Origin of the sequence: Polyangium sorediatum, from assembly GCF_029946465.1 — a bacterium.
Lineage (GTDB): Bacteria > Myxococcota_A > Polyangia > Polyangiales > Polyangiaceae > Polyangium > Polyangium fumosum.
Genome location: NZ_JARZHI010000005.1, coordinates 93,307 through 114,937, shown reverse-complemented (window position 1 = coordinate 114,937; position 21,631 = coordinate 93,307). Strand labels below are relative to the sequence as shown.

Annotated in this window: 22 protein-coding genes; 6 read left to right on the top strand and 16 right to left on the bottom strand. The window is 69.5% G+C overall.

Features of this window, described 5'->3' with window-relative positions:
• Window positions 1-19: 19 nt before the first annotated feature.
• A complete protein-coding gene (locus QHF89_RS08345; RefSeq protein WP_136967583.1) occupies window positions 20-760 on the top strand; it encodes an SDR family NAD(P)-dependent oxidoreductase in 741 nt (246 codons plus the stop codon).
• 9 nt (window positions 761-769) lie between these two features.
• Here QHF89_RS08345 and QHF89_RS08340 read toward each other — a convergent pair whose 3' ends face one another.
• The 5 genes from QHF89_RS08340 to rpmG all read right to left on the bottom strand — a co-directional run bounded on the left by QHF89_RS08340 (window position 770) and on the right by rpmG (window position 5,590).
• Window positions 770-1,510 carry an SDR family NAD(P)-dependent oxidoreductase gene (locus QHF89_RS08340; protein ID WP_284720231.1) on the bottom strand — a complete coding sequence of 247 codons (741 nt, stop codon included), beginning with the start codon at window positions 1,508-1,510 and terminating at the stop codon, window positions 770-772.
• Complete coding sequence (locus tag QHF89_RS08335) at window positions 1,507-2,829, bottom strand: FAD-binding oxidoreductase (RefSeq protein ID WP_136967581.1); 1,323 nt, start codon at window positions 2,827-2,829, stop codon at window positions 1,507-1,509. The genes QHF89_RS08340 and QHF89_RS08335 overlap by 4 nt, the downstream gene beginning before the upstream one ends.
• 13 nt (window positions 2,830-2,842) lie before the next feature.
• Entirely contained in the window at window positions 2,843-3,862 is a 1,020-nt protein-coding gene (locus QHF89_RS08330) for a deoxyhypusine synthase family protein (protein ID WP_136967580.1), read from the bottom strand.
• 277 nt (window positions 3,863-4,139) lie between these two features.
• Window positions 4,140-5,423 carry a zinc metallochaperone GTPase ZigA gene (gene zigA / locus QHF89_RS08325; protein WP_136967579.1) on the bottom strand — a complete coding sequence of 428 codons (1,284 nt, stop codon included), beginning with the start codon at window positions 5,421-5,423 and terminating at the stop codon, window positions 4,140-4,142.
• Window positions 5,420-5,590: a 50S ribosomal protein L33 gene (gene rpmG, locus QHF89_RS08320; RefSeq protein WP_136928309.1), complete on the bottom strand. Its 171-nt coding sequence runs from the start codon at window positions 5,588-5,590 to the stop codon at window positions 5,420-5,422. The genes zigA and rpmG overlap by 4 nt, the downstream gene beginning before the upstream one ends.
• Window positions 5,591-5,745: 155 nt before the next feature.
• Here rpmG and QHF89_RS08315 point away from each other — a divergent pair, with 155 nt between their 5' ends.
• The 3 genes from QHF89_RS08315 (at window position 5,746) to QHF89_RS08305 (ending at window position 7,973) form a co-directional block, all read left to right on the top strand.
• Window positions 5,746-6,246, top strand: a complete 501-nt coding sequence (locus tag QHF89_RS08315) for a VOC family protein (protein WP_136967578.1) — start codon at window positions 5,746-5,748, stop codon at window positions 6,244-6,246.
• 107 nt (window positions 6,247-6,353) lie between these two features.
• Window positions 6,354-6,908: a sugar O-acetyltransferase gene (locus QHF89_RS08310; protein ID WP_136967577.1), complete on the top strand. Its 555-nt coding sequence runs from the start codon at window positions 6,354-6,356 to the stop codon at window positions 6,906-6,908.
• Window positions 6,909-7,112: 204 nt separating this feature from the next.
• Window positions 7,113-7,973, top strand: a complete 861-nt coding sequence (locus QHF89_RS08305; protein WP_284720229.1) for a PAS domain-containing protein — start codon at window positions 7,113-7,115, stop codon at window positions 7,971-7,973.
• Window positions 7,974-8,006: 33 nt separating this feature from the next.
• Here QHF89_RS08305 and QHF89_RS08300 read toward each other — a convergent pair whose 3' ends face one another.
• The 10 genes from QHF89_RS08300 to QHF89_RS08255 form a co-directional block, all read right to left on the bottom strand.
• Window positions 8,007-10,340, bottom strand: a complete 2,334-nt coding sequence (locus QHF89_RS08300; RefSeq protein ID WP_284720228.1) for a lamin tail domain-containing protein — start codon at window positions 10,338-10,340, stop codon at window positions 8,007-8,009.
• Between the two features lie 11 nt (window positions 10,341-10,351).
• On the bottom strand, window positions 10,352-11,689 hold the full coding sequence (locus tag QHF89_RS08295; protein ID WP_284720227.1) for a tolB protein: 1,338 nt from the start codon (window positions 11,687-11,689) through the stop codon (window positions 10,352-10,354).
• Entirely contained in the window at window positions 11,689-12,519 is an 831-nt protein-coding gene (locus QHF89_RS08290; protein ID WP_136967573.1) for a TonB C-terminal domain-containing protein, read from the bottom strand. The genes QHF89_RS08295 and QHF89_RS08290 overlap by 1 nt, the downstream gene beginning before the upstream one ends.
• 5 nt (window positions 12,520-12,524) lie before the next feature.
• Entirely contained in the window at window positions 12,525-13,085 is a 561-nt protein-coding gene (locus tag QHF89_RS08285) for an OmpA family protein (RefSeq protein ID WP_284720226.1), read from the bottom strand.
• Window positions 13,086-13,109: 24 nt separating this feature from the next.
• On the bottom strand, window positions 13,110-13,589 hold the full coding sequence (locus tag QHF89_RS08280; RefSeq protein WP_284720225.1) for a response regulator: 480 nt from the start codon (window positions 13,587-13,589) through the stop codon (window positions 13,110-13,112).
• 125 nt (window positions 13,590-13,714) lie between these two features.
• Window positions 13,715-15,076, bottom strand: coding sequence for a sigma 54-interacting transcriptional regulator (locus QHF89_RS08275; RefSeq protein WP_136967703.1), 1,362 nt, complete (start codon window positions 15,074-15,076; stop codon window positions 13,715-13,717).
• Window positions 15,058-16,548, bottom strand: coding sequence for a sensor histidine kinase (locus QHF89_RS08270; protein ID WP_136967570.1), 1,491 nt, complete (start codon window positions 16,546-16,548; stop codon window positions 15,058-15,060). Before QHF89_RS08270 ends, QHF89_RS08275 begins: the two co-directional genes overlap by 19 nt.
• A 42-nt stretch (window positions 16,549-16,590) precedes the next feature.
• A complete protein-coding gene (locus QHF89_RS08265) occupies window positions 16,591-17,280 on the bottom strand; it encodes an O-methyltransferase (RefSeq protein ID WP_136928315.1) in 690 nt (229 codons plus the stop codon).
• A 7-nt stretch (window positions 17,281-17,287) separates the two neighbouring features.
• On the bottom strand, window positions 17,288-17,659 hold the full coding sequence (locus QHF89_RS08260) for an NlpC/P60 family protein (RefSeq protein WP_136928316.1): 372 nt from the start codon (window positions 17,657-17,659) through the stop codon (window positions 17,288-17,290).
• Between the two features lie 82 nt (window positions 17,660-17,741).
• Window positions 17,742-18,845: a glycosyltransferase gene (locus tag QHF89_RS08255; protein WP_136967569.1), complete on the bottom strand. Its 1,104-nt coding sequence runs from the start codon at window positions 18,843-18,845 to the stop codon at window positions 17,742-17,744.
• Window positions 18,846-18,905: 60 nt separating this feature from the next.
• Here QHF89_RS08255 and QHF89_RS08250 point away from each other — a divergent pair, with 60 nt between their 5' ends.
• Both QHF89_RS08250 and QHF89_RS08245 read left to right on the top strand, forming a co-directional pair.
• A complete protein-coding gene (locus QHF89_RS08250) occupies window positions 18,906-19,712 on the top strand; it encodes a Nif3-like dinuclear metal center hexameric protein (protein ID WP_136967568.1) in 807 nt (268 codons plus the stop codon).
• Between the two features lie 101 nt (window positions 19,713-19,813).
• Window positions 19,814-20,767, top strand: coding sequence for an oxidoreductase (locus tag QHF89_RS08245; protein WP_136967567.1), 954 nt, complete (start codon window positions 19,814-19,816; stop codon window positions 20,765-20,767).
• On the opposite strand, the gene QHF89_RS08240 is transcribed toward QHF89_RS08245, so the two are convergent.
• On the bottom strand, window positions 20,757-21,605 hold the full coding sequence (locus QHF89_RS08240; protein ID WP_284720223.1) for a helix-turn-helix transcriptional regulator: 849 nt from the start codon (window positions 21,603-21,605) through the stop codon (window positions 20,757-20,759). The two genes, QHF89_RS08245 and QHF89_RS08240, sit on opposite strands and share 11 nt — an antisense overlap.
• Window positions 21,606-21,631: the final 26 nt, after the last annotated feature.

Here is a 21,631-nt window from a genome sequence, read left to right as displayed (position 1 = left end):
TGCTCTAGAGAGAAGCCCCATGACACGTGTCTTGATCCTCGGTGCCACGTCCGCGGTCGCCGCGGAGGTCGCGCAGATTCACGCGAGCCGCGGCGATCGTCTTCATCTCGTGGGGCGCAACCCCGAAAAACTCGCCGCGGTGGCGGCGCGATGCGCGGGGGCGACCGTCTCCACGGCGACGGCCGATTTCGGGGAGCTCGGCGCGAACGAGCGTGTCCTCACGGAGTCGATTGCGACGCTCGGCCAGGTGGATGTCGCGCTCATCGCGCACGGCGACCTCGGCGATCAGCTCGCCAGCGAGCGCTCCTTCGACGAAGCAGAGTCCATCCTCCGGACGAACTTCACGAGCGTCGTCTCGCTGCTCATCCCGCTGGCGAATCACATGGAGGCCGGCCGGAAGGGGCGGATCGGCGTCATCACCTCGGTCGCCGGCGACCGCGGGCGCCCCCGCAACTACACCTATGGCGCGGCCAAAGGAGCGCTCCACGTATACCTGCAAGGGCTCCGCACGCGGCTTTATGCTTCCGGCGTGACCGTGACGACGCTGAAGCTCGGCCCGGTCGACACGCCGATGACGCGGGACCACGAAAAGACGCTTCTCTTCAGCAAACCCGCCGCCGTGGCGAAGGACATCGTGCGCGCGATGGACGACGGGACCCCCGAGGCGTACGTCCCCGCGCGCTGGGGGCTCATCATGCCCCTCGTGCGGCGCACGCCCGAGGCCCTGTTCCAGAAGCTCCCGTTCCTCTCCGGGCGCTGAGGACGCGGCTCAGAAGCCGATCTTGCGCATCACGAAGCGCGGCAAAAAGCGAATCACGAGCATCACGAGCGCCCATATCGAGGGCGCGTACACGAGCGGCTTGCGCGCGACCATCGCGCCCACGACGTGGTTCGCGACCGCCTCCGGCTCCCCGGCGAACGGCGGCGGCTTGAGCCCCGCCGTCATGCCGGTCTTGACGAATCCGGGTTTGACGCAAAGGACGGAGAGCCCCTTCGCGTGAAACTTGTGATCGAGCGATTCGAGGTAATGCGAGAGGCCGGCCTTGCTCGATCCGTAGAGCGCGACCGGCTTGCGTCCCCGATCCCCCGCCACGGACGAGAACACGGTGAGCTGGCCGCCGCCCCGTGCGAGGAGCCGTTTGCGCGCGTGCTCGCAGAAGACGACGGTATTCGTGTAGTTGACCGTGAGGACGCGGCGCGTGAGCTCGACGTCCGCCTCCAGCGCATCCTGGGTCGCGAACATGCCCGCCGTGACCACGACCGTATCGAACCCGCCGAGCGCCCGGTCGGCCTCGTCGAGCGCCGCCGCGAAGCCTTCGGGTTTTTCCAGGTCGCACAAGGCGTACCCCACGCGGGCGCTCTTCGATTGCCGCGCTTCGAGATCGGCCGCGCTCCGGGCGAGGTCGCCCGCGTCGCGCCCCATCAGGAAGACCTCGTCCCCCCGCTCCACGAGCCTGCGCGCGACCGCGCGCCCCATGCCTGCCGTGCCACCGAGAACGACCGCCTTCATGCCCGATCTCCAAAAAGCCGCACGGACTGCGCGCTCCGCAGGCGCCTGTGCGGATCCCATTTCTCGCGCGCCGCGAGGAAACGTTCGAGCCGCGGCTCCATCGCGCGAAAATGCTCCGGCCGCGTGAAACGATCCTTCGTCAGGTAGATCCGCCCGCCCACCTCGATGACGAACTCGTTCAGTTGATCGACGATCCGCTGGATGTCCGGCGAGACCGCCATGTCCACGGCGATCGACGTCCCTTCGAGCGGGAACGAGAGCAGCCCCTCGCCTTCGGGCCCGCAGTCCTTGATCACGCAAAGCGGCGACGCGCCGCCGAGCCGCGTCAAGAGCTCCATGAACGCACGCACGGCCGCCGGCCCGCCCGCGCGCGGCAGGACGCATTGATACTGCGTAAACCCCCGCGGGCCATACGCGCGGTTCCATTGCAAGATCGCGTCGAGCGGGTAGAAAAACGGCTCCGGCGCGACGAGCGTCTCCACGCGTTGCTGCGTGTGTCGCCAATAATAAGCCATGTTGAAGAGGCTCGCCGTCGTCGGGTTGAGCGCCCAGTTGGGCAGCTCGACCGGGAACGTCAGCTCGGGGCCCGCGCGCGGCGGCTCCTTGGGGGCCTCGTGCGGCTCGGCCCAGCGGCCGGCCATGAGGATGCCACGGCCCATCGATCGCCCTCGCTGGAGGCAATCGATCCAGCCCATGGTCATGGGCCACCGGGGCGCGGCGCGGCCGAGGGCGGCGAGGAACTCGTCGATGTCGCGCACGCGCTCGCTTTCCATGAAGATCCACGGACTCGCAATGCGGTGCAGCGTGAACTCGACCTCGAGGATATGCCCGAGCAAGCCCATGCCGCCGACGGTCGCGTGGAAGAGATCAGGCAGCTCCGTGCGCGAGCACGTGACGATGCTGTCGTCGGCGAGGCGCATGCGCAAGGAGCGAACATGCGCGCCGAAGCAGCCTTCGCAATGATGGTTCTTGCCGTGCACGTCGCTCGCGACCATCCCGCCGAGCGTGACGAATTTGGTGCCCGGCGTGACGGGCGGGAAAAAGCCGCGCGGCATGAACAATCGATTGAGCTCGACGAGGCTGAGCCCCGCCTCCGCGCGCACGACGCCCGTCTGCGCGTCGAAGGCGAGGATCCGGTTCGCGAGCCGCGTGGACACGACCCTGTCGGTGCCAAGGGCAGGCAGCGACGAGTCGCCGTACGAGCGACCCATGCCCCTGGAAAGCGTGGTGCCACGCGAGAGGGATTCGAGGTCTTCCCCGAGGAGCTCGAAGCCCGGCAGGGCAAGTCGCCCCCACGCCGAAAGGGTCGCTTCGGACATGGCGCGTTGTCTCCTACGAGAGCTTCGACAGGAGCGCGATCGCCGCCTCCGGGTGCTGCTTGTATTCGAGGAGCGCGCTGAGGAGGAGGGGCGCCACGATCGTCGCGTCCGACTCGATCACGAACATGGGCGTCTCCTTCGTGAGCTTGTCCCAGGTAATCTTCTCGTTCGGCGTCGCCCCCGAGTACGAGCCGTACGACGTCGTCGAATCCGAGATCTGGCAGAAGTACGCCCAGGGCTTCACGGGCTCTTCGAGGTCGTACTTGATCGACGGCACGACGCAGATGGGGAAGTCCCCGGCGATGCCGCCGCCGATCTGGAAGAAGCCCACGCCCGCCCCGGCCGAGAGCTCACGATACTGGTCGTAGAACGCGGCCATGTACTCGATGCCGGATTTGACGATGCTCGCGTTGCACTCGCCGAACTTGACGTGGGAGGCGAAGATGTTGCCGAACGTCGAATCCTCGTAGCCAGGGACCACGATCGGGAGCTTGTGTTTCGCGGCGGCGAGCAACCAGCACGCGTCCGGGTCGCCTTCGTGGAGCGACGGGTCGATGCGCTGGATGAGGTCGTAGAAGTATTCGTGCCAGAAACGCCGCTCGCCGGCCGTGCTCGCGTGTTTCCACATGGGCACGAGGTACTTCTCGACGGCGCGGAACGCCTCGTCCTCGGGGATGCTCGTGTCGGTGACCCGGCGCATGCGGTCCTCGAGGATCTTCGTGTCGTCCTCTTTCGTGAAGTAGCGGTAGTCCGGGAAATCCTTGTAGCTCGCGTGCGCGACGAGCCGGAAAAGCGACTCTTCGAGGTTCGCCCCCGTCACGGAGAAGCCGTGGATGAGCCCCGCGCGGATGGCAGGCGCGAGCGTGATGCCGAGCTGCGCCGACGACATGGCCCCCGCGAGGGCCCAGAACATCCTCCCGCCGCTCTCGATGTGCCGAATGTAGGCGATCAACGCGTCACGCGTCGCGCGCGCATTGAAGTTCTTGTAGTTCTTGAGGATGAACTCGAAAATCGGCAGCGTGGGGGGCGTCATGAGAAGTCTTTCCGTTCCGTCGGTCGCTCGCGTGAGGGAGGGCCGGGCCATCGAGGTCGGCTGCGTGCCGCCCGAGGCGTAGCACGCGCTGGCCATGACCTGCCACATCCCGCTGACGGTCCGTCACCCGTTCCGGAGGGCCAAGACGTGGCCCATCTCACCCCCAGGCGCGCTGCTCGCGGCGGGTCGGACGGTCACGGGCCCGACGGGCGGTCGCAGGAGACGAGCATGACGTTCTCGGTCTCCGCGTCGTGAGGGCAAAGGACGGGGCGCTAGGTCAATGGCGCGTCCACATCGACGCGACGCGCGGATCGCCGGGCGGCGTGTCCTCGTCCTCGTCGCCCTCGGCCAGATTCCAGGGCGGGAACGGGTCCTCGCATCGCAAAACGCCCTCGGGGCCGCGCGCCATTTCCTCGTCCGAGAGCAGGCACGCTTCGAGCCGCGCCCGCATTCCCTCGCGCTCCTCGGTCCCGATGATCACGATCTCCTGCCGGCGATCGCCGAACGCAGGATCCCAATCCGCCTCGATCCTTTGCCGCGCGTCCTCGTCCTCCGGCCATTCCTCCTTCGCTTGCGCGGCCCACCATTTCCCCACGACGCCGAACCGGCACGCGCCTCCCGCTTGGGACCACTCGGCCACCCAATCGGGCCGCGTCGCGAGCCAGAAAAACCCCTTCGATCGGATCACGCCCGGCCACACCTCGTGGAGGAGCTTGTAAAACCGCGCCGGATGCAAGGGGCGCCGCGCGCGAAACACGAAGCTGCCGAGCCCATATTCCTCCGTCTCCGGGATGTGCTCGCCGCGCAGCTCCGCCATCCAGCCCGGGGCCTCCCTCGCCTTTTCGAGGTCGAACAGGCCCGTGCCCATGATCGTATCGATCGGCACGTCCCCGAACCTCGCCCGCACGATTCGCGCCCGCGGGTTCAATCGGTGCAGCGTGGCTTCGAGCTTCCCGAGCTCCGGTTCGGCGACGAGATCCGCCTTGTTCAGCACGATCACATCGCAGAACTCCACCTGATCCACGAGCAGATCGACGACGCTGCGATCGTCCTCCGCGGACGCCGCGACGCCCCGGTCCACGAGGTCCTCGGCTGCGGCGAAATCCTTCGAGAAATTGTAGGCGTCGACCACCGTCACCATCGTGTCGAGCCGCGCCACGTCCGCGAGGCGCGCGCCGGTGTCGTCCTCGAAGCCGAACGTCTCGGCCACGGGCAAGGGCTCGCTGATCCCCGTCGACTCGATGAGCAGGTACTCGAAGCGCCCCTCGCGCGCGAGCTTCTGCACTTCGAGGAGGAGGTCCTCGCGCAGCGTGCAGCAGATGCAACCGTTTGTCATCTCGACGAGGCGCTCTTCGGTGCGGCTGAGCGCGGCGCTGCCGCCCCGCACGAGCTCGGCGTCGATGTTGACCTCGCTCATGTCGTTCACGATCACCGCGACCCGCTTGCCTTCGCGGTTCTCGAGCACGTGATTGAGGAGCGTCGTTTTTCCGGCGCCGAGGAAGCCGGAGAGCACCGTGACGGGGAGACGGCGATCGGATGCCAACGGGGCCACGTCGTTCATTTCGCGCCGCCCTTGGAGATCTTCCCCTCGACGAACACGACGTGCTTGCGGGCGATCGGATCGTACTTCTTGATCTGGAGCTTCTCGGTCGTCGTCCGCTTGTTTTTCGTCGTGTAGTAGCAATACCCGGTGCCCGCCGACGAGACGAGCTTGATCGTGTCGCGCATGGTGGACTTACTACATCACCAACTTATCAGATGCAACATGGTTGCATCTCCATCCGTTCCGGCAGCCTCGACCGTGCCCTGGGCAACAGCTTCATGCCGCACAATTTCGACGCGAGGGACCGATGAGTTTGTGCTCGGCCTCGGGTCTAAGGACCATGCAAAACAGGTTTCAGCGCATCACGCCGTTTCTCTGGTTCGACACGCAGGCCGAGGAGGCCGTCGCGTTTTACACCTCGATCTTCCCGAACTCCCGGATCGTGACGACCACCCGCTACAACAAGGAAAGCGCGCAGGCCTCCGGCCGGGCGGAGGGGTCGGTCATGACGATGGCCTTCCAGCTCGACGGGCAGGATTTCACCGCCATCAACGGCGGCCCGCAGTTCACGTTCAGCGGGGCGATTTCGTTCGTCGTCCATTGCCAGACGCAGGCGGAGGTGGACCACTACTGGAATGGCCTCGGCGAGGGCGGCGATCCGAAGGCCCAGCAATGCGGCTGGCTTCGGGACCGCTTCGGCGTGTCCTGGCAGGTGGTACCCACGCAGCTCGTCGAGCTGCTCTCCGATCCCGATCCGAACCGAGCGCGCCGCGCCACGATGGCCATGCTCGGCATGAAGAAGCTCGACATCGCCGCGCTGCAAAAAGCCGCGGCGGGCTGAGCGCGCGCCCCCTCCATAAAGAGGCCGGACGGGCCGAAAGGTCCCTGCCCTCGCGTGGCGACGCCGCCGCTTGACGGCTTTCGACCGCGGCGCCAAGGAATCCCCCCATGTCCGAGCGCGACCGAATGCTGGCCGGGGAGCTCTACCGACCCGACGACCCCGAACTCACGAGCGCCCGCACCCGCGCGCGCCGCCTCTGCCGCGCCTACGACGAGGTGCCCGAGGACGAGCCCGCGCGCAGGCGCGAGATCCTGGAGGCGCTCTTCGGCACGCTCGGCGGCGGCGCGTTCCTCGAGCCGCCCTTCCGCTGCGATTACGGCGTGCATATCCACGCCGGCGACGGGCTCTACATGAACTTCGGCTGCGTGCTGCTCGATTGCAACCGCATCGATATCGGCCACCGCGTCCTTTTCGGGCCGGGCGTGCACATCTATGCCGCGACGCACCCGCTCGATGCGGCGCTGCGATCGTCGGGGCGCGAGCTCGCGCGGCCCGTGCGGATCGGCGACGACGTCTGGCTCGGCGGCGGCGCCATTGTCCTGCCGGGCGTGACCATCGGCGACAGGGTCGTGGTCGGCGCGGGCAGCGTCGTCACGAAGGACGTGCCGCCGGGCTGGGTCGTGGCGGGAAACCCGGCCCGGCTCGTCAAGCGCACCGAGTAACGATTTCGCACGCGGAGCAAGCCGAACATCCCCTCCGGCGAGACGGACACCCGCGTCGAGCCGTCTCCCTCCTCGCCCCAACCCGGGAAAACCCTGCGCGACGCGCGCGTCGGACCGCGCACGCCCCGTCGTTTCCTCTTCCAATCCGGACGGATGCGTGCGACAGGGGCTACGGGTGGCAGTTCTATGAGTGGTTCCGAAGAGATGGTTGACGCGGCCGGAGGACCTGGAGGGGGATCGGAAGAGGACCGCGCGCTGGTGCGGGCGCTCGAAGAGAAGGTGCGGGCGCTCGAGGAGGAGCTGCGTTTTTTCCGCACGCTCGCCGACGAGCTGCCGCTCAGCCTTTACCACAAGGACCGCGAAGGACGTTGCGTATGGGCCAACGCGGCCCTGCTCGCGAGCGTCGGATCCGGGCTCGACGAGGCGCTCGGCAAGACGGTATTCGATTATTACCCGCGCGCGCTCGCGGAAAAATACGACGCCGACGACCGGCGCGTGGTCGAGACGGGCGTGACCCTCAAGGACGTCGAGGAGCACAAGGCGCCTACCTCCGAGGGATCGCGTTATGTGGAGGTCAAAAAGGTCGCCGTGCGGGACGCGGAGGGCGCGGTCACCGGCTCGATGGGCATCTACTGGGACGTCACCGGCGTGCGCCGCGCCGAACGCCTGGAGGAGGAACGACAAGCCCAAGCCGCGACATTACGCGAGCTCGGCGCGCCGCTCCTCCCGCTCGCCGAGCGGGTCCTCGCGATGCCCCTCATCGGCCGCATCGACGGAGCCCGCGCCGCGCAAGCGCTCGATTCATTGCTCCATGGTGTCTCCGAGCGCCAGGCCGCCGTGGTGCTGCTCGACGTGACGGGTGTCACCGCAATCGACGACGACGTGGTGCGCCTGCTCGTCGACGCCGCCGGGGCCGTGCGGCTGCTCGGCGCGCGTGTGGTGCTCACCGGCGTGAAAGCGGCGATGGCGCAGGCCATGATCGAAATGGATGCCCGCCTGGAAGGGATCGTGACGCTGTCGACGATGCAGGCAGGTGTCGCGTGGGCGCTCGCGCGGCGCGGATGAGGTTTGCCGGCGATCTCCGCCGGCCGAGCCGCGTCACGGCACGACGGTCAGCGCCGGCAGTTGGGTGACCTCGAAGGAGAGCCCCGCGCCCGAGCCTGCGCCGTTCAGATCACAATAGGTCCACCGCGTCCCGTCGAGGGTCATGCGGTAGGCATACCGGTACGCGCCTGGAAGGGCGGGCGCGAGGAACGAGCCCTTGTATTCGTCGTCGTTGCCGACCTGCGCATTGTAGGTGGCCGGGAAGAACTGCCATCCGCTCTGCGTGGTGGGGTTGATGTTGGCCGGGCCGAAGCCCACCTCGACCTTCAACGCCGCGCTCGCGTCGGCGGCCTCGGTCACGCCCGCCTCGTACGCCCGGCCGTAGATCACGGGCGTCATCGCCGCTGCGGAGACCGTCAGCGAGACCGGGCTCTGTACGTTGCAGAAATCGAGCTCGTACGGCTGGTCCGATTCATTGGCCGTGATGTCGCCCGCGCAGGCGCAGGCGCTCGCCATGGTCGTCGAATTCCGCGGCGCGACCGAGGCCGTCGCGAAGTCGGCCTTGTTGTCGCCGGTGTCGGTGCACGCGGCGGCGAGGCGCTGGGTCGATTGCGCGGCGCTCGACGCCCCCGGGGCCACGCCGCTCCCTTTGAAGCAGGTCGCCGTGGTCCCATACCCCACGAAATCCAGGATCTTCGCGCCGCTGGGGCAGCCGCCGCTGAGCGCGGCGGTGGCGTTGACGAGGGCGATCTTGCCCGCCGAGGCGCTCATGTTCGTGGTGCCCGTCGCGTCGGACGCCGGCATGGCCATGCCGCTCGACCCGCCGGCCTGCTGCACCAGGTAATAACCGCCCGGCGCGAGGGTGCCGCTCAGGTTCGTCACGAGCCACGTCGTCCCTGTCGCGCTCGCATATTGCACCGACCAACCGGCGAGGTTCACCGAGGTGCCGCCGCGGTTGTGGAGCTCGATGAAATCATTCTTGTACGTGGCGCCGGAGTTCCCGCCGCCGCCGTAGATCTGGCTTATCACCACGGAGCTCGAGCAAGGAGCGGAGGTCGGCGGCGTGGCGGTGCCGAAGCCGACGCTCGAGGTATACGCCGCCGCGAGCGCCGTTCCATCGGTCCCCTTGGCCGTCGCGGCGACACGAACGCGGTACGTCGTGCCATAGGAGAGCGCCGGAGACGGGGTCCACGTGGCCACGGCGCCATTGCCGGACATCACGGGCAGCGCCGCGGCGAAGCCGAGGCAGGTGGCGAATCCATCGGTCGAGACCTGGACCGCGCCGGTGCAGGGTCCGACCGTGGTCTGCGCGGTGAGCGTGGCCGGATCCATGGCCCCGCTGAACGTGACCGCCACCGTGGAGGTCACCGGCGCGCCGGTCGCCGCGTCGGCAGGCGACGTTGCCACCACGGCCGGCGGCTGGCAAAGGCCGGCGGTGCAGAGGCCGCCGTGGCAATCGGCCGGTACGAGGCAGCTCTCGCCCACCCCGCAGGGCGGACACCCGGCGCCGCCGCAATCGACGTCCGTCTCGGACCCGTTCTCGACGCCGTCGGCGCAGCTCGCGGCCTTGCAAACCCCGGCCGCGCAAACGCCGCTCGGGCATTGCGCGCCGGCATTGCACTGGACGCACAGGCCAGCGCCGTTGCAGACCTTGCCGCCGCTCTGGTTGCACGCCGCGTCGAGGGCGAGCGGCGGGTTGGAAGGCGAACCGGCGGCGCAGACGTCGGCCGTGCATGCATTCCCGTCGACGGGCACGTCGCTGTCGTCGACCTCGGGCGAGGTGCCGCCGGAGCCGTCGCAGACCGTCTTCGTGCAATCGCCGGGCATCTGCGAGGGAAGGGGCGTCCCCGCGGCCGCATTGTCGACGCCGCACCCCCCCATCACGCAGGTGCGGGACTGGCACGTGGTGTCCGACCCCGGGCAATCGGCCGCGGTGAGGCACTCGACGCAGGCGCCGTTGCCATCGCAGATCGATCCGGCGTCGCCGCAGGCCGTGCCCGTCGCGACGGGCGGGTTCGAGCCAATGCCGCTGGTGCAGACGTCACTCGTACACGGGTTGCCGTCGACCGGCACGTCGCTGTTCTCGGCGACCGGGATCACCTCCCCTGCCCCGTCGCATTGCTGGACCACGCAATCGCCCGGCTTCTGCTCGGGCGTGGGCGTGCCGGCCGGTACGGGCGCGGCTGCGCACGCGCCGTCCTCGCAGATCGCTGCCTCGCACGGGTTCGCCGGGGGCGAGCAATCGTCGGCCTTCCGGCAGGACGCGCTGCCGCCCTGGCCGCCTTGGCCCGCTCCCCCGTCGCCGTCGGGAGGCGAACCCTCCGCGCACGCGCTGCCGAAGGCGGCGAGCGCTCCCAAGACCATCGCCCTGACAATCCTCTTCTTCATACCCTCGTCTTTCATGGAACCTTCGCGTCGACCTCGATCGCTCGCCCGGGTGGAAGCGACTCCCATCGCAACGAATCGCCGACGAGCGTCGAGATTCGCTTCGACCGCCCGCCGTCGAGGCGCATGAGATAGAGCCCAGGACCCTCGCCCGAGGTGCGCGTCGAAAAAAAAGCCAGAAGGCGGCCGTCGGGGCTGCAGGCGGGATAGCCATTTCGCCCCTGCCCCTGCGTGAGCCGCACCAGGTCCCCCCCACGCTCGCCCGACGCCACCAGATCGGTGTCCTTGCCGTTGCCCACGGCGAACACCACGCGCACGCCGTCCGGGTGATTGCAGAACGTCGGCGCCGAGGCGAAGAGGCCCTCGGGGGTGATGGGCTTGCCGTCCACGTAGATCCGCTGTCCATAACGGCCCTCGCCCGCGAAGGCCAGTTTGCCGCTCGGCGTGAAGGTTGGCCGCAACGCCATGCCGACGCCGGAGGCGGGCGTGAGGTGCTCGAAATCGGGCCCCGCGAACAACTTGATCGTGCCCTCCACCCCGATCGAGACCACGACCTGCGATCGATCCCGGGAGAACGCGAGCCCGTACACCGAACCTCGGACGGGCAGCGGGATCGTACGGCCGCTCGCGGCGCGGAGCTGATACTCGCCGTGGTCCACGCTGGACGACCAGAAAAGCTCCTCGTTTTTCCCGAACGCCGGCGCGAGCGCAATCGCCTCCGCGGGCGATACGGCCGCGGCGCCATGACCATCCGCGTCCATGGTGTACACCTGGCGGAGCTTGCCCGTGCCGGCGACGAACGCCAGGTGGCTCCCGAACCCGCCATTCTTGCCCGTCAATGCGCCGATCAAGAGGTCCACGAGCCGATGGGATTCGGCCCGGAGATCCCCCGCCGGCACGAGGAACCGTCGCGCGAAGACCGGCGTCGGGCCGCGCGCCACGAGGTACACGCGCCCGGTGATCTCCACGCGATCCTGCCCCTCCCCCCGGCGCGCGCTTACCTGGATCAGCGCTTCGACACGCTTGTTCGCCCAGGGCCGCACGTCCACCGCCGTCGCGAGGAGCGCCTCCTCCGGCGCCTCGCTCGCGGGCAAGAGCTCGAACTCCCCGCAGAGATCGAGGTCGCGGCGCGTCACGGCGTGCAGGGTCACGTCCTCGATGTCCGACGCGAGGGACGGGACGACCGCGACACGCGGGAGCGGGCGCGACGCGCCGGCCACGACCACGATCGTACCGAGCACGTCCCCCGCGTTCGGCGGGACGTCGACCGCGGGAGCGTCCGCGGCGCGGGCGAGCGAAGCGCCGGCAACGAGCAGCGCAGCGCCCACGGAGAGCCGATGGAGGGCGCGCATCAATCGCATCGCTCCGGCGTGCAGGTGAAGGTGAGCGAGATCCGGTGCTGGACGATGTTCGGGTAGTTCTCCGGCGGAGGGGGGATCTCCTTTCCCCTCGCGCCCTCGAGCGCGGCGCGCGCGGCGGCGTCGAACGCCGCGTGGCCGCTCGGCGTGATCACGTAATTCGTGACCGTGCGGCCGCTCGAGACCTCGATCGTGGCGGCGACGCGGTAGCGCGTGATCTCGTCGGGGCCGAGCCCCGAACCGGAGACCCGGAAGCGCTGGCTGAACCACACGCGGATCCGGTCCCGGTAGATGTCCACGGCGCGGGCCTCGAGCGGGTCCGTCTCGGTGCCGTCCGCAATGCCGTCTGCGTGTCCCTTCACGGGGACGTTGGCGAGCGGCGTCTCGGCAGAGTCGGGAATCGGCGTCTCGATTTGTTTTGCGAGCTCGGCGTCGGGGGGCGGAATCCGCGCCCCGGCGTCGGCCTCCGACACGTGCGGCGCCGGCCCGTCCTCGCCCCGGTTCGTGTCCTCCGCGGGGGAGGCCGCCGCCGCCGCTGCGCGCGCTTGCGGAACTTGCTTCACCCAGCGGTCCGGGAGCTTGGTGCGGTCCCACGTCCCCCCGAGCTTGAGCGCGGGCGCGAGATCGGGCGTGGGATCCACATCGACCGTCGGGCTCGGCTCGACCTCCTCGACATCGAGGACCGGCGCGGCGCCGGGCGACGCTGGACGCTCCGCGCACACGAGGAGCAGGGCGCCTCCATGGACGGCCACGGAGGCGCAGAGCGTGATCGCGAGGGAGCGAGCACGCAAACCCGGAACGGCCGCGGGAGGGAGCGCGCGCATACCCCTCAATCCGCAAGGTAAATGTCGACGCGACGATCGCGCGCCCACCCCTCCTCGTCGCCGCCCGACGCCTCGAGCTCGCCTCGGGACGAGGTTTGCAGGCGCGACGCCTCGACCCCTTTCTTGCCGAGGAAGCTCGCCACGCTGCTCGCGCGCTTGTGCCCGAGCCCGAAGTTGTATTCGGTCTCCCCGCGCGCGTCGGCGTGGCCCACGACGCGCATGCCTTTGCCGGCGAGGTTCCCGCTGGAAAAGCAGCGCGCGAGCGCGTCGAGCGACGACGCGGCGTCGGATTGAATGTACGAGGAGTCGAAGGCGAAATGCGCCTTGGGGATGTTGCCGCAAGCCTTCACGATGCGGTCGTCGATATGGACCGAGCTCGCGTCCGCGGCGGCGCTTCCCTTCGATGCGGACCCGCCCGCCGCCTGCGCGGTCGCGCCGGCCTCATTGCCGTCGCGACCGGACGCCGTCTTCGCCCGGCTCGCCGGATCCGAACCGCAGCCCGAAACGAACAGGGCAAGCGCCGCCGCGATCGAAACGACAAGAATGCAACGGGATCGATCTCGCATGAGCATACCTCCTGGGGCAGGAATTCATCCGGATGTCGAGCCGACCGCGCCCGGACGCCGGCCGGCGTTGAGCACGACCGTGCGCAGGTCATCGACATCAAAGGGTTTGTCGAACACCGCGAAGGCGCCGGCGGCCCGCGCGCGTGCGTGCGTGGCCGCGTCGCCGAACGCCGTCGTCAGCACGAAAGGCGTGCGCCACCCGACCTCGCGCATGGACGCGAGCACGTCGAGCCCGCTCTTGCCGGGCATGCGGATATCCGAGACGATCACGTCGGGCGGGCTCTCGTCGAGCGCGCCCTGCGATACCGCGCGCAAAAAATCGAGGAGCTGCGTCCCGTTCTCGATCTCGATCACCGTATGCCCGTCCTTGCGCAGGGCCTGCGCGAGGAAGAGGCGCACCTCCAGGTCGTCCTCGGCGAGGACCACGCGCAAGGGCTCTCGACGTCGCGGATCGTCTCCGCCAGCCGCGAGGTCCCACGCCGCGCTCGATGTGCGTCGCGCCATTGCGCTCGGGAATTGCAAGGGGCGCGCCAGGCGGATCCGCGCCGAAATCGACCGGGATCGGGAGCCGACCGCGCGCGGCGAGCGCCGTGTTTCGCGGCGCTGTTGCATTCTGCGACGGAGGCGCCTCAGTCGCTCGTGCCGTACCGCGCCAGCTTGCGGTACAGCGTGGCGCGATCGAGCTTCAGGAGCTCCGCCGCCCGCGTCTTGTTGCCGCGCACCGCTTCGAGGACCCGCAGGATGTACCGGCGCTCCACGTCTTCGAGCGGCAAAAGCTCGGCGGGATCGTCCGTGGCCACCACCACGTGCTTGGCCTCGTGGGCGCGGATCTTCTCGGGCAGATCCTCCGCGCCAATCTGCTCGTACGTGGCGAGGGCGACGGCGCGCTCGATGCAATTGGAGAGCTCGCGGACGTTGCCCGGCCACGCATACCCCATGAGCTTGTCGGCCGCCGCGGGGGACAGCCCCGTGACGCGGCGCCCGGTCGTCGCGGCGAACTTCTCCACGAACCGCTGCGCGAGCAGCAAGATGTCCGTGCCGCGCGAGCGCAGCGGCGGCATCTCCACCTGGACGACGTGGATTCGATAATAGAGGTCCTCCCGGAATCGGCGCTCCTCCACGGCGGCTTCGAGATCCCGGTTCGTGGCCGACACGATGCGCACGTCCACGGCCACCTCGTCATCGCCACCGATGGGCCGCACGGTCCTCTCCTGCAGGGCCCGCAGGAGCTTCGGCTGCAGGCCGATCGGCATGTCGCCGATCTCGTCGAGGAAGAGGGTCCCCCCGTGCGCCTTTTGAAAGAGGCCCGTGCGCGCCGCGCGCGCATCGGTGAAGGCGCCGCGGACGTGGCCAAAGAGCTCACTTTCGAGCAACGCCTCGGGCATCGCCGCGCAGTTGATCGCGACGAACGGCCCGCTGCGCCGCGCACTGCGCCGATGCAGGGCGCGCGCCGCGAGCTCCTTGCCCGTGCCGCTCTCGCCCGTGATCAGCACCGACGTGTCGAGATCGGCCACCCGCTCGAGCAGGTCCGTCGCCCGCTTCATCGCCGCGCTCGCCCCGACCATCTCCTCGAACTCGCGCGCCTCCGCCGCCGCGCGCCTGAGCCGCCTCACCTCGTCGCGCAGCGCCCGATGCCGCACCGCCCGCTCCACCGCGATGCGCAGCACTTCCAGCTCGAAGGGTTTGGGGAGGAAATCGTACGCGCCCGCGCGGATGGCCGCGATCGCCGTGTCGAGGCTGCCGAACGCGGTGATCACGATGACGGGCACGTCCGGCCGCGTCCCCACGATCCGCTCGCACAGGGTGAGGCCGGTCATTCCCTTCATTTGCAGGTCGGCCACAACCACGTCGAAATCTTCGGTCGCGAGCAGGTCGAGCCCCTCCTCGCCGCTCGTCCGGTACGACGTGGAAAACCCGCGCTTCTTGAGCCCTGCGTCCAGCAGATCGCAGACGTCGGGCTCGTCGTCGATGATCAGGACACGCCCGGGGATGCTCGGCGGCACAAGGGCAGGTATACGCGAAACCGGCTGCCTTGGCCCGCCTCGCTGTCGACGCGGATGAACCCCTCGTGCTCCCGCACGATGCCATAGGAGACCGAGAGCCCGAGCCCGGTCCCCTCGCCCACGTCCTTGGTCGTGAAGAAGGGCTCGAAAATATGGGCCACGACGTCGGGCGGCATCCCCTCGCCCTCGTCGACGACCTCGATACAAGCGTACGTGGCCTCGTCCCCGCCGATGTCGCCGGGGGGCGCCGCGTGTTCTTCGTAAACCTTCACGCAGAGCCGCCCGCCCGCTTTCATGGCCTGGATGCCGTTGACCACCAGGTTCGTCAGCGCCTGCTGGATCTGCTCGGCGTCGGCGTCCGCCTCGATGGGCGCTTCGCCGGTCTCGATCTCGATCGACACCGTCCGCTTGTCGGCGAGCGGCTTGAGGAGCGACACGGTTCGCCGCGTGATGGCGCGGAGGTCGAGGCGCGACTTCTCGGCGCCTCGCCGGCGCGCAAAATCGAGGAGCTGGCGCACGATGCGGATGATGCGATCGGCTTGTTCGGCGATGGTGCGCGCGTTCCTCTCGACCTCCTCGGGGCTCGTCCCGTCCTCGCAGAGCATGCGCGCGCGGCCCGAAATGACCTGGAGCGGCGCCCCGAGCTCGTGCGCGATGCCCGCGCCGAGCTTGCCCACCGTCGCGAGGCGATCGGCGTGGCGGAGCTGCTCGAGCGCGCTGATCCGCGCGTCCGTCTCCCGCGCCGCGCGCGCGTTGGCCTCCGCGAGGCGGTCGCACATGAGGTTCATCTCGTGCGCGAGCTGGCCGATCTCGTCGCGCTGGGAGAGCGCGAGGCGCGCGGAGAGGTCGCCGGCGCCGACGCGGCGCGCCTGCGCGATGAGGCTCTGCATCGGCCGGCCGACGAACCATACGCCGAGCCCCGTGGCGATGAGCCCGCACACGAGCGCGACCGCGAGGTTCGCGAGGAACGTGTTGAACAGCGCCGTCCGCACGTATTGCTTCTCGCCCGCCAGCGACTCCGCGAGCTCGATGGCGCCGAGGGATCCGCCGCCCTCCGCGACCACGGGCACGAACGTGACGAGGTGCTCCTCGTGCACGTCGTCGAGGTGCGGGAGCCTGAGCACGACCTCCTCGCCCCGCGCGACGGAATCGAGCTCGGCGCGGGGCGCGGCGGGGGCGTCGGCGCTGTCCGCGGGCACGTCGAGCGAGACCCAGCGAATGCGGACATGGTTCTCGCGCTGGTTGGCGAGCTGCACGACGGCCCGGGCGCGCTCGCGCCCGTCGGCGTGAACCATCTCGGCGACGGCCGCGGCGAGGACACGGCCATAGACGTGCGAGTCGTGGCGAATGTCCGTCTCGAAGAGCGTGATCAGCCGCCGCACGCGGGTGTAGGCGTGCACGGCGACGACCGCGAAAACGCCCAGGATGAGGGCGATGGCGAGCTTGCGGGCGAGAATCACCGCGGGATCGTACCATGGCGCGGCCCCGCGCCCGCGTCCTCATCACCGCCCCGCAATCCAGCCGTCGAACGTCCCCTCCCCGCCTGCGCTCCCTGCGTCGACCTTGATCCACAGATTGAGGAACGCCGTCCCCGCCGTCCTTTCGGGATATTTCCGGTACGTCGCCGGCACCCGCGCCCCGAGCCCGTGGAACGTCACGATCCGCGTGCCCACCGGCAAAACGTCGAGCGCCGCCTCCACCCGCGCCGTGTCCTCGCGAAAGCGCGCCTCGGTCAGCGGAATCGCGTCGTCGAGCCGCCTCGCCTCGGGGAAGATGTTTTCCTCGAATGGGTTGCAAAAATAGTACGCCCGATACGCATCCCAATCGATATCGGCGAGCGTGCCCGGCCGCACCTCGGCGCGGCCTGCGAGCCCGAGCGCGTCGATCACCTCCCTCGCGGTCTCGACGAGGGCCGCGCGGTGCTCGATTCCATGGAACACCGCGTCGGTCGTGAGCGCGCCCGCAATGCAGAGCTTGCCCACGCCCGCGCCGACGTCGAGCACGGGGCCGCCTGCCTCGGCGAGAAGGCGGCTCACCTTGCGCGCGACGACGAGGGGGGTCCAGAAGCGCGACGAGACGCGCCGGATGGGCTCGGGGAAGAGCTGATCGAAGGCGCGATCGGAGACGGGGTGCCCCGCGCGGACATCGCCTACCATCTTGTGGAGATCGGCGTCGAGTCGGGGGCGCGTCATGCGAGGGTCAGAAGCCGGTATACCGCAGGAACGCGTCCGGCTTCTTGCCGCCGTACGAGCCGTTCCAGTAGCCCTTCTTGTAGTTCGCCTCGGCCACGCCCGTCGAGGTCTGCGAGCCGATGAACGTGCCCTGATCCGGGTCGAGCACGATACCGATGTGCCCCGGCCAGTGGACGAGATCACCGGCCTGGGGCTCGGTCACCTTCTGGAAGTAGGGCGAACTGCCGAAGTCGTTCGCCAGCATGTAAGGGAACTTCGGGTTCACCGAAGCCCGCAGCACCGCGACGACGAACTGGTTGCACTTCATCTCGGAGTACGAAATCTCCCGGCCTTGCATCTGCTCGTAGTTCCGGGCCACCTGCGCAATGTCGTATCCCATGGAAGAGTCCTCCCGCTTCGCGAAGAATGGCCGGGAGTTTACACACGCCTCGCCGAGATGAAAACCCCCTTTTGGTGAATTCTCAGGGCAAACGCGCACGGAGCAGCGCGGCAAGGGCCGGGGCCGCGTCGGGCAAGGGCCCGCGGCACGCACGACGCGCGGCGTCGAAGAGGACCTCGGGGCGCGATAACGCAACGCGCGCGTCCGCCTCGTCCGCGAGCCGAACGCCGAGGCCGAGCGCCTCGACGTCGAGGGCGAGGCGCACCGACTCGGGGCTCTCGTGCAGCGGAAAGACGGCGAGCGGCACGCCGGCGAGCGCGGCCTCGGCGAGCGTCGAATACCCGGCCTTCGCGAGGACGAGATCACAAGCGCCGAAATAACTCTGCGGGTCGGGCGTGATGGCAGGGAAATGGACGAGCGGGCCGCGCTGCGGCGAATCGGCGGCGTGGGAGGGCGCGAGGAGCCGAACGCCCGAGGCAGGCGCGGCGGCGGAGAGGACGTCGTAAAGGACGGCGTCGAGGCTGCCGCCGAGGCCGAGGCCGAGGAGAAGGTCCCCTTCGGCGACGCCGAGCTCGCGGCGAACCCTCGCGCGATCCCGGCGCGGGCGGCGCGCGAGGACGCCGTCGATGTCGTGCAGGGTCGAGAGGCCGGCGAGCGGCATTGCGCCGAGGCGAAGGCGATACCCGACGCGCGCGCGGGCATAGGCGTCCGCGAGAATCTCGTCGAGCTCGCTGCCGAATCGACCGGCGTACATGTCGAGCCAGGTGAAGTTCGAGCAAACGACGGCGGGCACGCCCGCGCGCTCCGCCGCGAGGATCGCGGCGGCAGGGACGTCGGCGACGACGAGCGCGGCGCCGAGGGACACGAGGCGCTCGGCCTCGATCGCGACGAGGCGCGGCAGATCCGCGCGCCACGCGGCGAGGGCCTCGCGGGAGCGGTCGAGGTCGAAGTCGAGGGCGCCCGCGCGCGGGGCGAGGCCGGGATCGAGCGAGGCGACCACGACGTCGACGGGCGCCGGGAGCAAGGGCAAGGCGGCGCGGATCATGGGCGCCGCGGCGCCGGCGCAGAGCGTGACGGAGGCGCCGTCCTCGGCGAGGCGCGACGCGAGCGCGAGCATGCGGGCGGCATGACCGAAGCCATGATCGGAGGCGTAGACGACGATACGAGCGGGAGGCGCCGCGGGCATGGCCCTCTGGTAGCGCAAATCGGCGCGGCGGGGACGGGCTTTGTGATAAGAGCAGACCTCATGCGCCTCTCCGACGTCCTCCCCGTGCTGGAATCGATCGCCCCTCTCCGGTTCGCCGAGGGCTGGGACAACGTGGGCTTGCTCGTCGGGGATCCGGCCGCGGAGGTCCGCGCGGCGCTGCTCTGCATCGATTACACGGCCGGCGTGGCGGCCGAGGCGCGGGAGAAGGGCGTCACGCTCGTGTATTCGTACCACCCGCCGATCTTCGAGGCGATGAAGCGGGTGGTCTCGCCGGGGCCGATCTTCGAGGCGATCCGGGACGGGATCGCCATTTACTCGCCGCACACGGCGCTCGACGTGGCCGAGGGCGGGACGAACGATTTCCTGGCCGACCTCCTCGGCCTCGGCCGCAGCCTGCCCGCGCGCCGGCCCATGCGCGCGGCGGGCGCGAAAAGCGGGCCGGCGCCGGAGGGCGAATCGCTCGGGCTCGGGCGTATCGGCGAGCTCGAAGCGGAGGTGCCGCGCGACGAGCTTTTGGAGCGCATCAAGCGGGGCCTCGGAATCGAGGCCTTGCTCGTGGCAGGGCCGACGACGGGGAAGGTGCGCACGGTGGCGGCGAGCGCAGGCGCCGCGGGCGCCATGGTCGAGGACGCGCTCTCCCAGGGGGCGGAGCTTTACCTGACGGGCGAAATGCGGCACCACGACGCGCTGCGGGCCGCGAAGCTCGGCATGACGGTCGTGTGCGCGCTGCATTCGAACAGCGAGCGGGCCGTGCTGCCGCGGATCCGGGAGCGAATCGCCGGCGCGCTGCCGGGGCTCTCGGTGTTCGTGAGCGGGGCGGATCGGGATCCGTTCGTTGTGCGGTGACATCGAAGCTCGCGCGCCTCGTCGGTCTCATCCTGGTGGTGTGAGTCCTAGGATGAATTCACGCTCTTTTGGGGCGGCGGCCCAGGCGTTATGCCTGGGCCATGACGACGAATCAAAGGCCCTTGGATTCTGGGTTTGGCGCGCAGACGACGGCGCGCGAGGTGATCGGCGACACGAGGCTCGAAGGAGCCATCGCCGTGGTCACGGGCGGATACGCGGGCATCGGGCTCGAGACCACACGCGCGCTCGTGGCCGCGGGCGCGACGGTGATCGTTCCGGCGCGAACACCCGACAAAGCGCGCGCCGCGCTCGCGGGCTTGGAGCGCGTGGAAGTCGAGCCCCTCGACCTCGGGGATCCGGCATCGGTGGACGCGTTCGCCGCGCGATTCTCGGCGTCCGGCCGCCCCGTCCACAGGCTCGTGAACAACGCGGGGATCATGGCGACGCCGCTCACGAGGGACACGCGCGGGTTCGAATCCCAGCTCGCCACGAACCACCTCGGCCACTTCCAGCTCACGCTGCGGCTCTGGCCCGCGCTGCAAAAGGCCCGGGGCGCGCGCGTCATCTCGTTGTCCTCGGGAGGGCACGCGTATTCCGGGGTCGACTTCGAGGATCCGTTTTTCGAGCGGCGGCCTTATGACAAATGGATCGCCTACGGCCAATCGAAGACGGCGAACGCGCTCTTCGCGCTCGCGCTCGACGCGCGCGGCGAGACCCATCGTGTCCGCGCGTTTTCGGTCCACCCGGGCGGCATCGTCACCGAGCTCATGCGACACATGTCCGACGAGGAGGTCCGCACGGCCGTCGACCATTTCAGCGCCGTATCGACCTTGAAGAGCGCGGAGCAGGGGGCCGCGACGAGCGTCTGGTGCGCGACGAGCCCACGGCTCGAAGGCATGGGCGGCGTCTATTGCGAGGACGTCGACATCGCCGCGCCGGTGCCCGCCGATTCCTCCGAGCGACGTGGCGTGCGGCCGTGGGCGATGGATCGGGACCTCGCCGAGCGGCTGTGGACGCAAAGCGAAACGTGGACCGGCGTGACGTTCACCACGTGACGCGCCGGAACAGCTTTTCCGCGCGCGTGGTGCTCTCGCCGGGGCGCGGCGAATAAAACGAGACGCGGAGCACGTGACCGTCGGGGTCGGCGTGCAGGAGCGTGACGTGCTCGAATTCGATCACGCCGACGTCCGGGAGGACGAACACCTTCAACCCTTCGGAGACCTCGGCCACGTCGTGTTCGCCCCAGAAGCGCGAAAACTCCGGGCTGACCTGGGAGAGCTCCGCCGCGAGCGCGTCGAATTCGGTCCGATCGGCGGCGCGCGCGGCGTCGAGGCGAAAGCTCGCCACGGCGCGCCGCGCGTCCTTTTCCCAGCCCGGCATGCGCGCGCGCCGCTCGGGGTTCATGAACATCGACCAGAGCCCATTGCGCTGCTCGACGGGGAGCGCGCCGAGGTCTCCGAAGAGGATCACCGCCGCCTCATTCCAGGCGAGAATGTCCCACCGGCTCGTGAAGACCATTGCCGGAAAGGGATACCCATCGAGCACCCGCTGGAGCGTGCCGCTCACCACGTCGGGTGGAATCGCCGGACGCGCGGCCGGCCTGCCGTGCGCGAGGTCAAAGAGGTGCGCGCGCTCCGTCGGCGAGAGGCGAAGGGCAAGCGCGAGCCGCTCCAGCAACGGCTCCGACACGTGGATGTCCCGCCCCTGTTCGAGCCAGGTGTACCAACTCACGCCGACGTCCGCGAGACGAGCGACCTCTTCACGACGGAGCCCCGGCGTACGCCGCCGCGCGCCCTCCGGCAAACCCACGTCCGCCGGGCGAAGGCGCGCGCGACGCGTGCGGAGGAATTGCGCGAGCTCGACGCGCCGTGGCAAACGTGGCGTATCCGTCACGAGGCGGCACCTTACGCGATTTGCTT

Coding starts and splice junctions, on each gene's coding strand:
- QHF89_RS08345 (WP_136967583.1), top strand. CDS start 20: ATGACACGTGTCTTGATCCTCGGTGCCACGTCCGCGGTCGCCGCGGAG.
- QHF89_RS08340 (WP_284720231.1), bottom strand. CDS start 1,510: ATGAAGGCGGTCGTTCTCGGTGGCACGGCAGGCATGGGGCGCGCGGTC.
- QHF89_RS08335 (WP_136967581.1), bottom strand. CDS start 2,829: ATGTCCGAAGCGACCCTTTCGGCGTGGGGGCGACTTGCCCTGCCGGGC.
- QHF89_RS08330 (WP_136967580.1), bottom strand. CDS start 3,862: ATGACGCCCCCCACGCTGCCGATTTTCGAGTTCATCCTCAAGAACTAC.
- zigA (WP_136967579.1), bottom strand. CDS start 5,423: ATGAACGACGTGGCCCCGTTGGCATCCGATCGCCGTCTCCCCGTCACG.
- rpmG (WP_136928309.1), bottom strand. CDS start 5,590: ATGCGCGACACGATCAAGCTCGTCTCGTCGGCGGGCACCGGGTATTGC.
- QHF89_RS08315 (WP_136967578.1), top strand. CDS start 5,746: ATGCAAAACAGGTTTCAGCGCATCACGCCGTTTCTCTGGTTCGACACG.
- QHF89_RS08310 (WP_136967577.1), top strand. CDS start 6,354: ATGTCCGAGCGCGACCGAATGCTGGCCGGGGAGCTCTACCGACCCGAC.
- QHF89_RS08305 (WP_284720229.1), top strand. CDS start 7,113: ATGGTTGACGCGGCCGGAGGACCTGGAGGGGGATCGGAAGAGGACCGC.
- QHF89_RS08300 (WP_284720228.1), bottom strand. CDS start 10,340: ATGAAGAAGAGGATTGTCAGGGCGATGGTCTTGGGAGCGCTCGCCGCC.
- QHF89_RS08295 (WP_284720227.1), bottom strand. CDS start 11,689: ATGCGCGCCCTCCATCGGCTCTCCGTGGGCGCTGCGCTGCTCGTTGCC.
- QHF89_RS08290 (WP_136967573.1), bottom strand. CDS start 12,519: ATGCGCGCGCTCCCTCCCGCGGCCGTTCCGGGTTTGCGTGCTCGCTCC.
- QHF89_RS08285 (WP_284720226.1), bottom strand. CDS start 13,085: ATGCGAGATCGATCCCGTTGCATTCTTGTCGTTTCGATCGCGGCGGCG.
- QHF89_RS08280 (WP_284720225.1), bottom strand. CDS start 13,589: ATGGCGCGACGCACATCGAGCGCGGCGTGGGACCTCGCGGCTGGCGGA.
- QHF89_RS08265 (WP_136928315.1), bottom strand. CDS start 17,280: ATGACGCGCCCCCGACTCGACGCCGATCTCCACAAGATGGTAGGCGAT.
- QHF89_RS08260 (WP_136928316.1), bottom strand. CDS start 17,659: ATGGGATACGACATTGCGCAGGTGGCCCGGAACTACGAGCAGATGCAA.
- QHF89_RS08255 (WP_136967569.1), bottom strand. CDS start 18,845: ATGCCCGCGGCGCCTCCCGCTCGTATCGTCGTCTACGCCTCCGATCAT.
- QHF89_RS08250 (WP_136967568.1), top strand. CDS start 18,906: ATGCGCCTCTCCGACGTCCTCCCCGTGCTGGAATCGATCGCCCCTCTC.
- QHF89_RS08245 (WP_136967567.1), top strand. CDS start 19,814: ATGACGACGAATCAAAGGCCCTTGGATTCTGGGTTTGGCGCGCAGACG.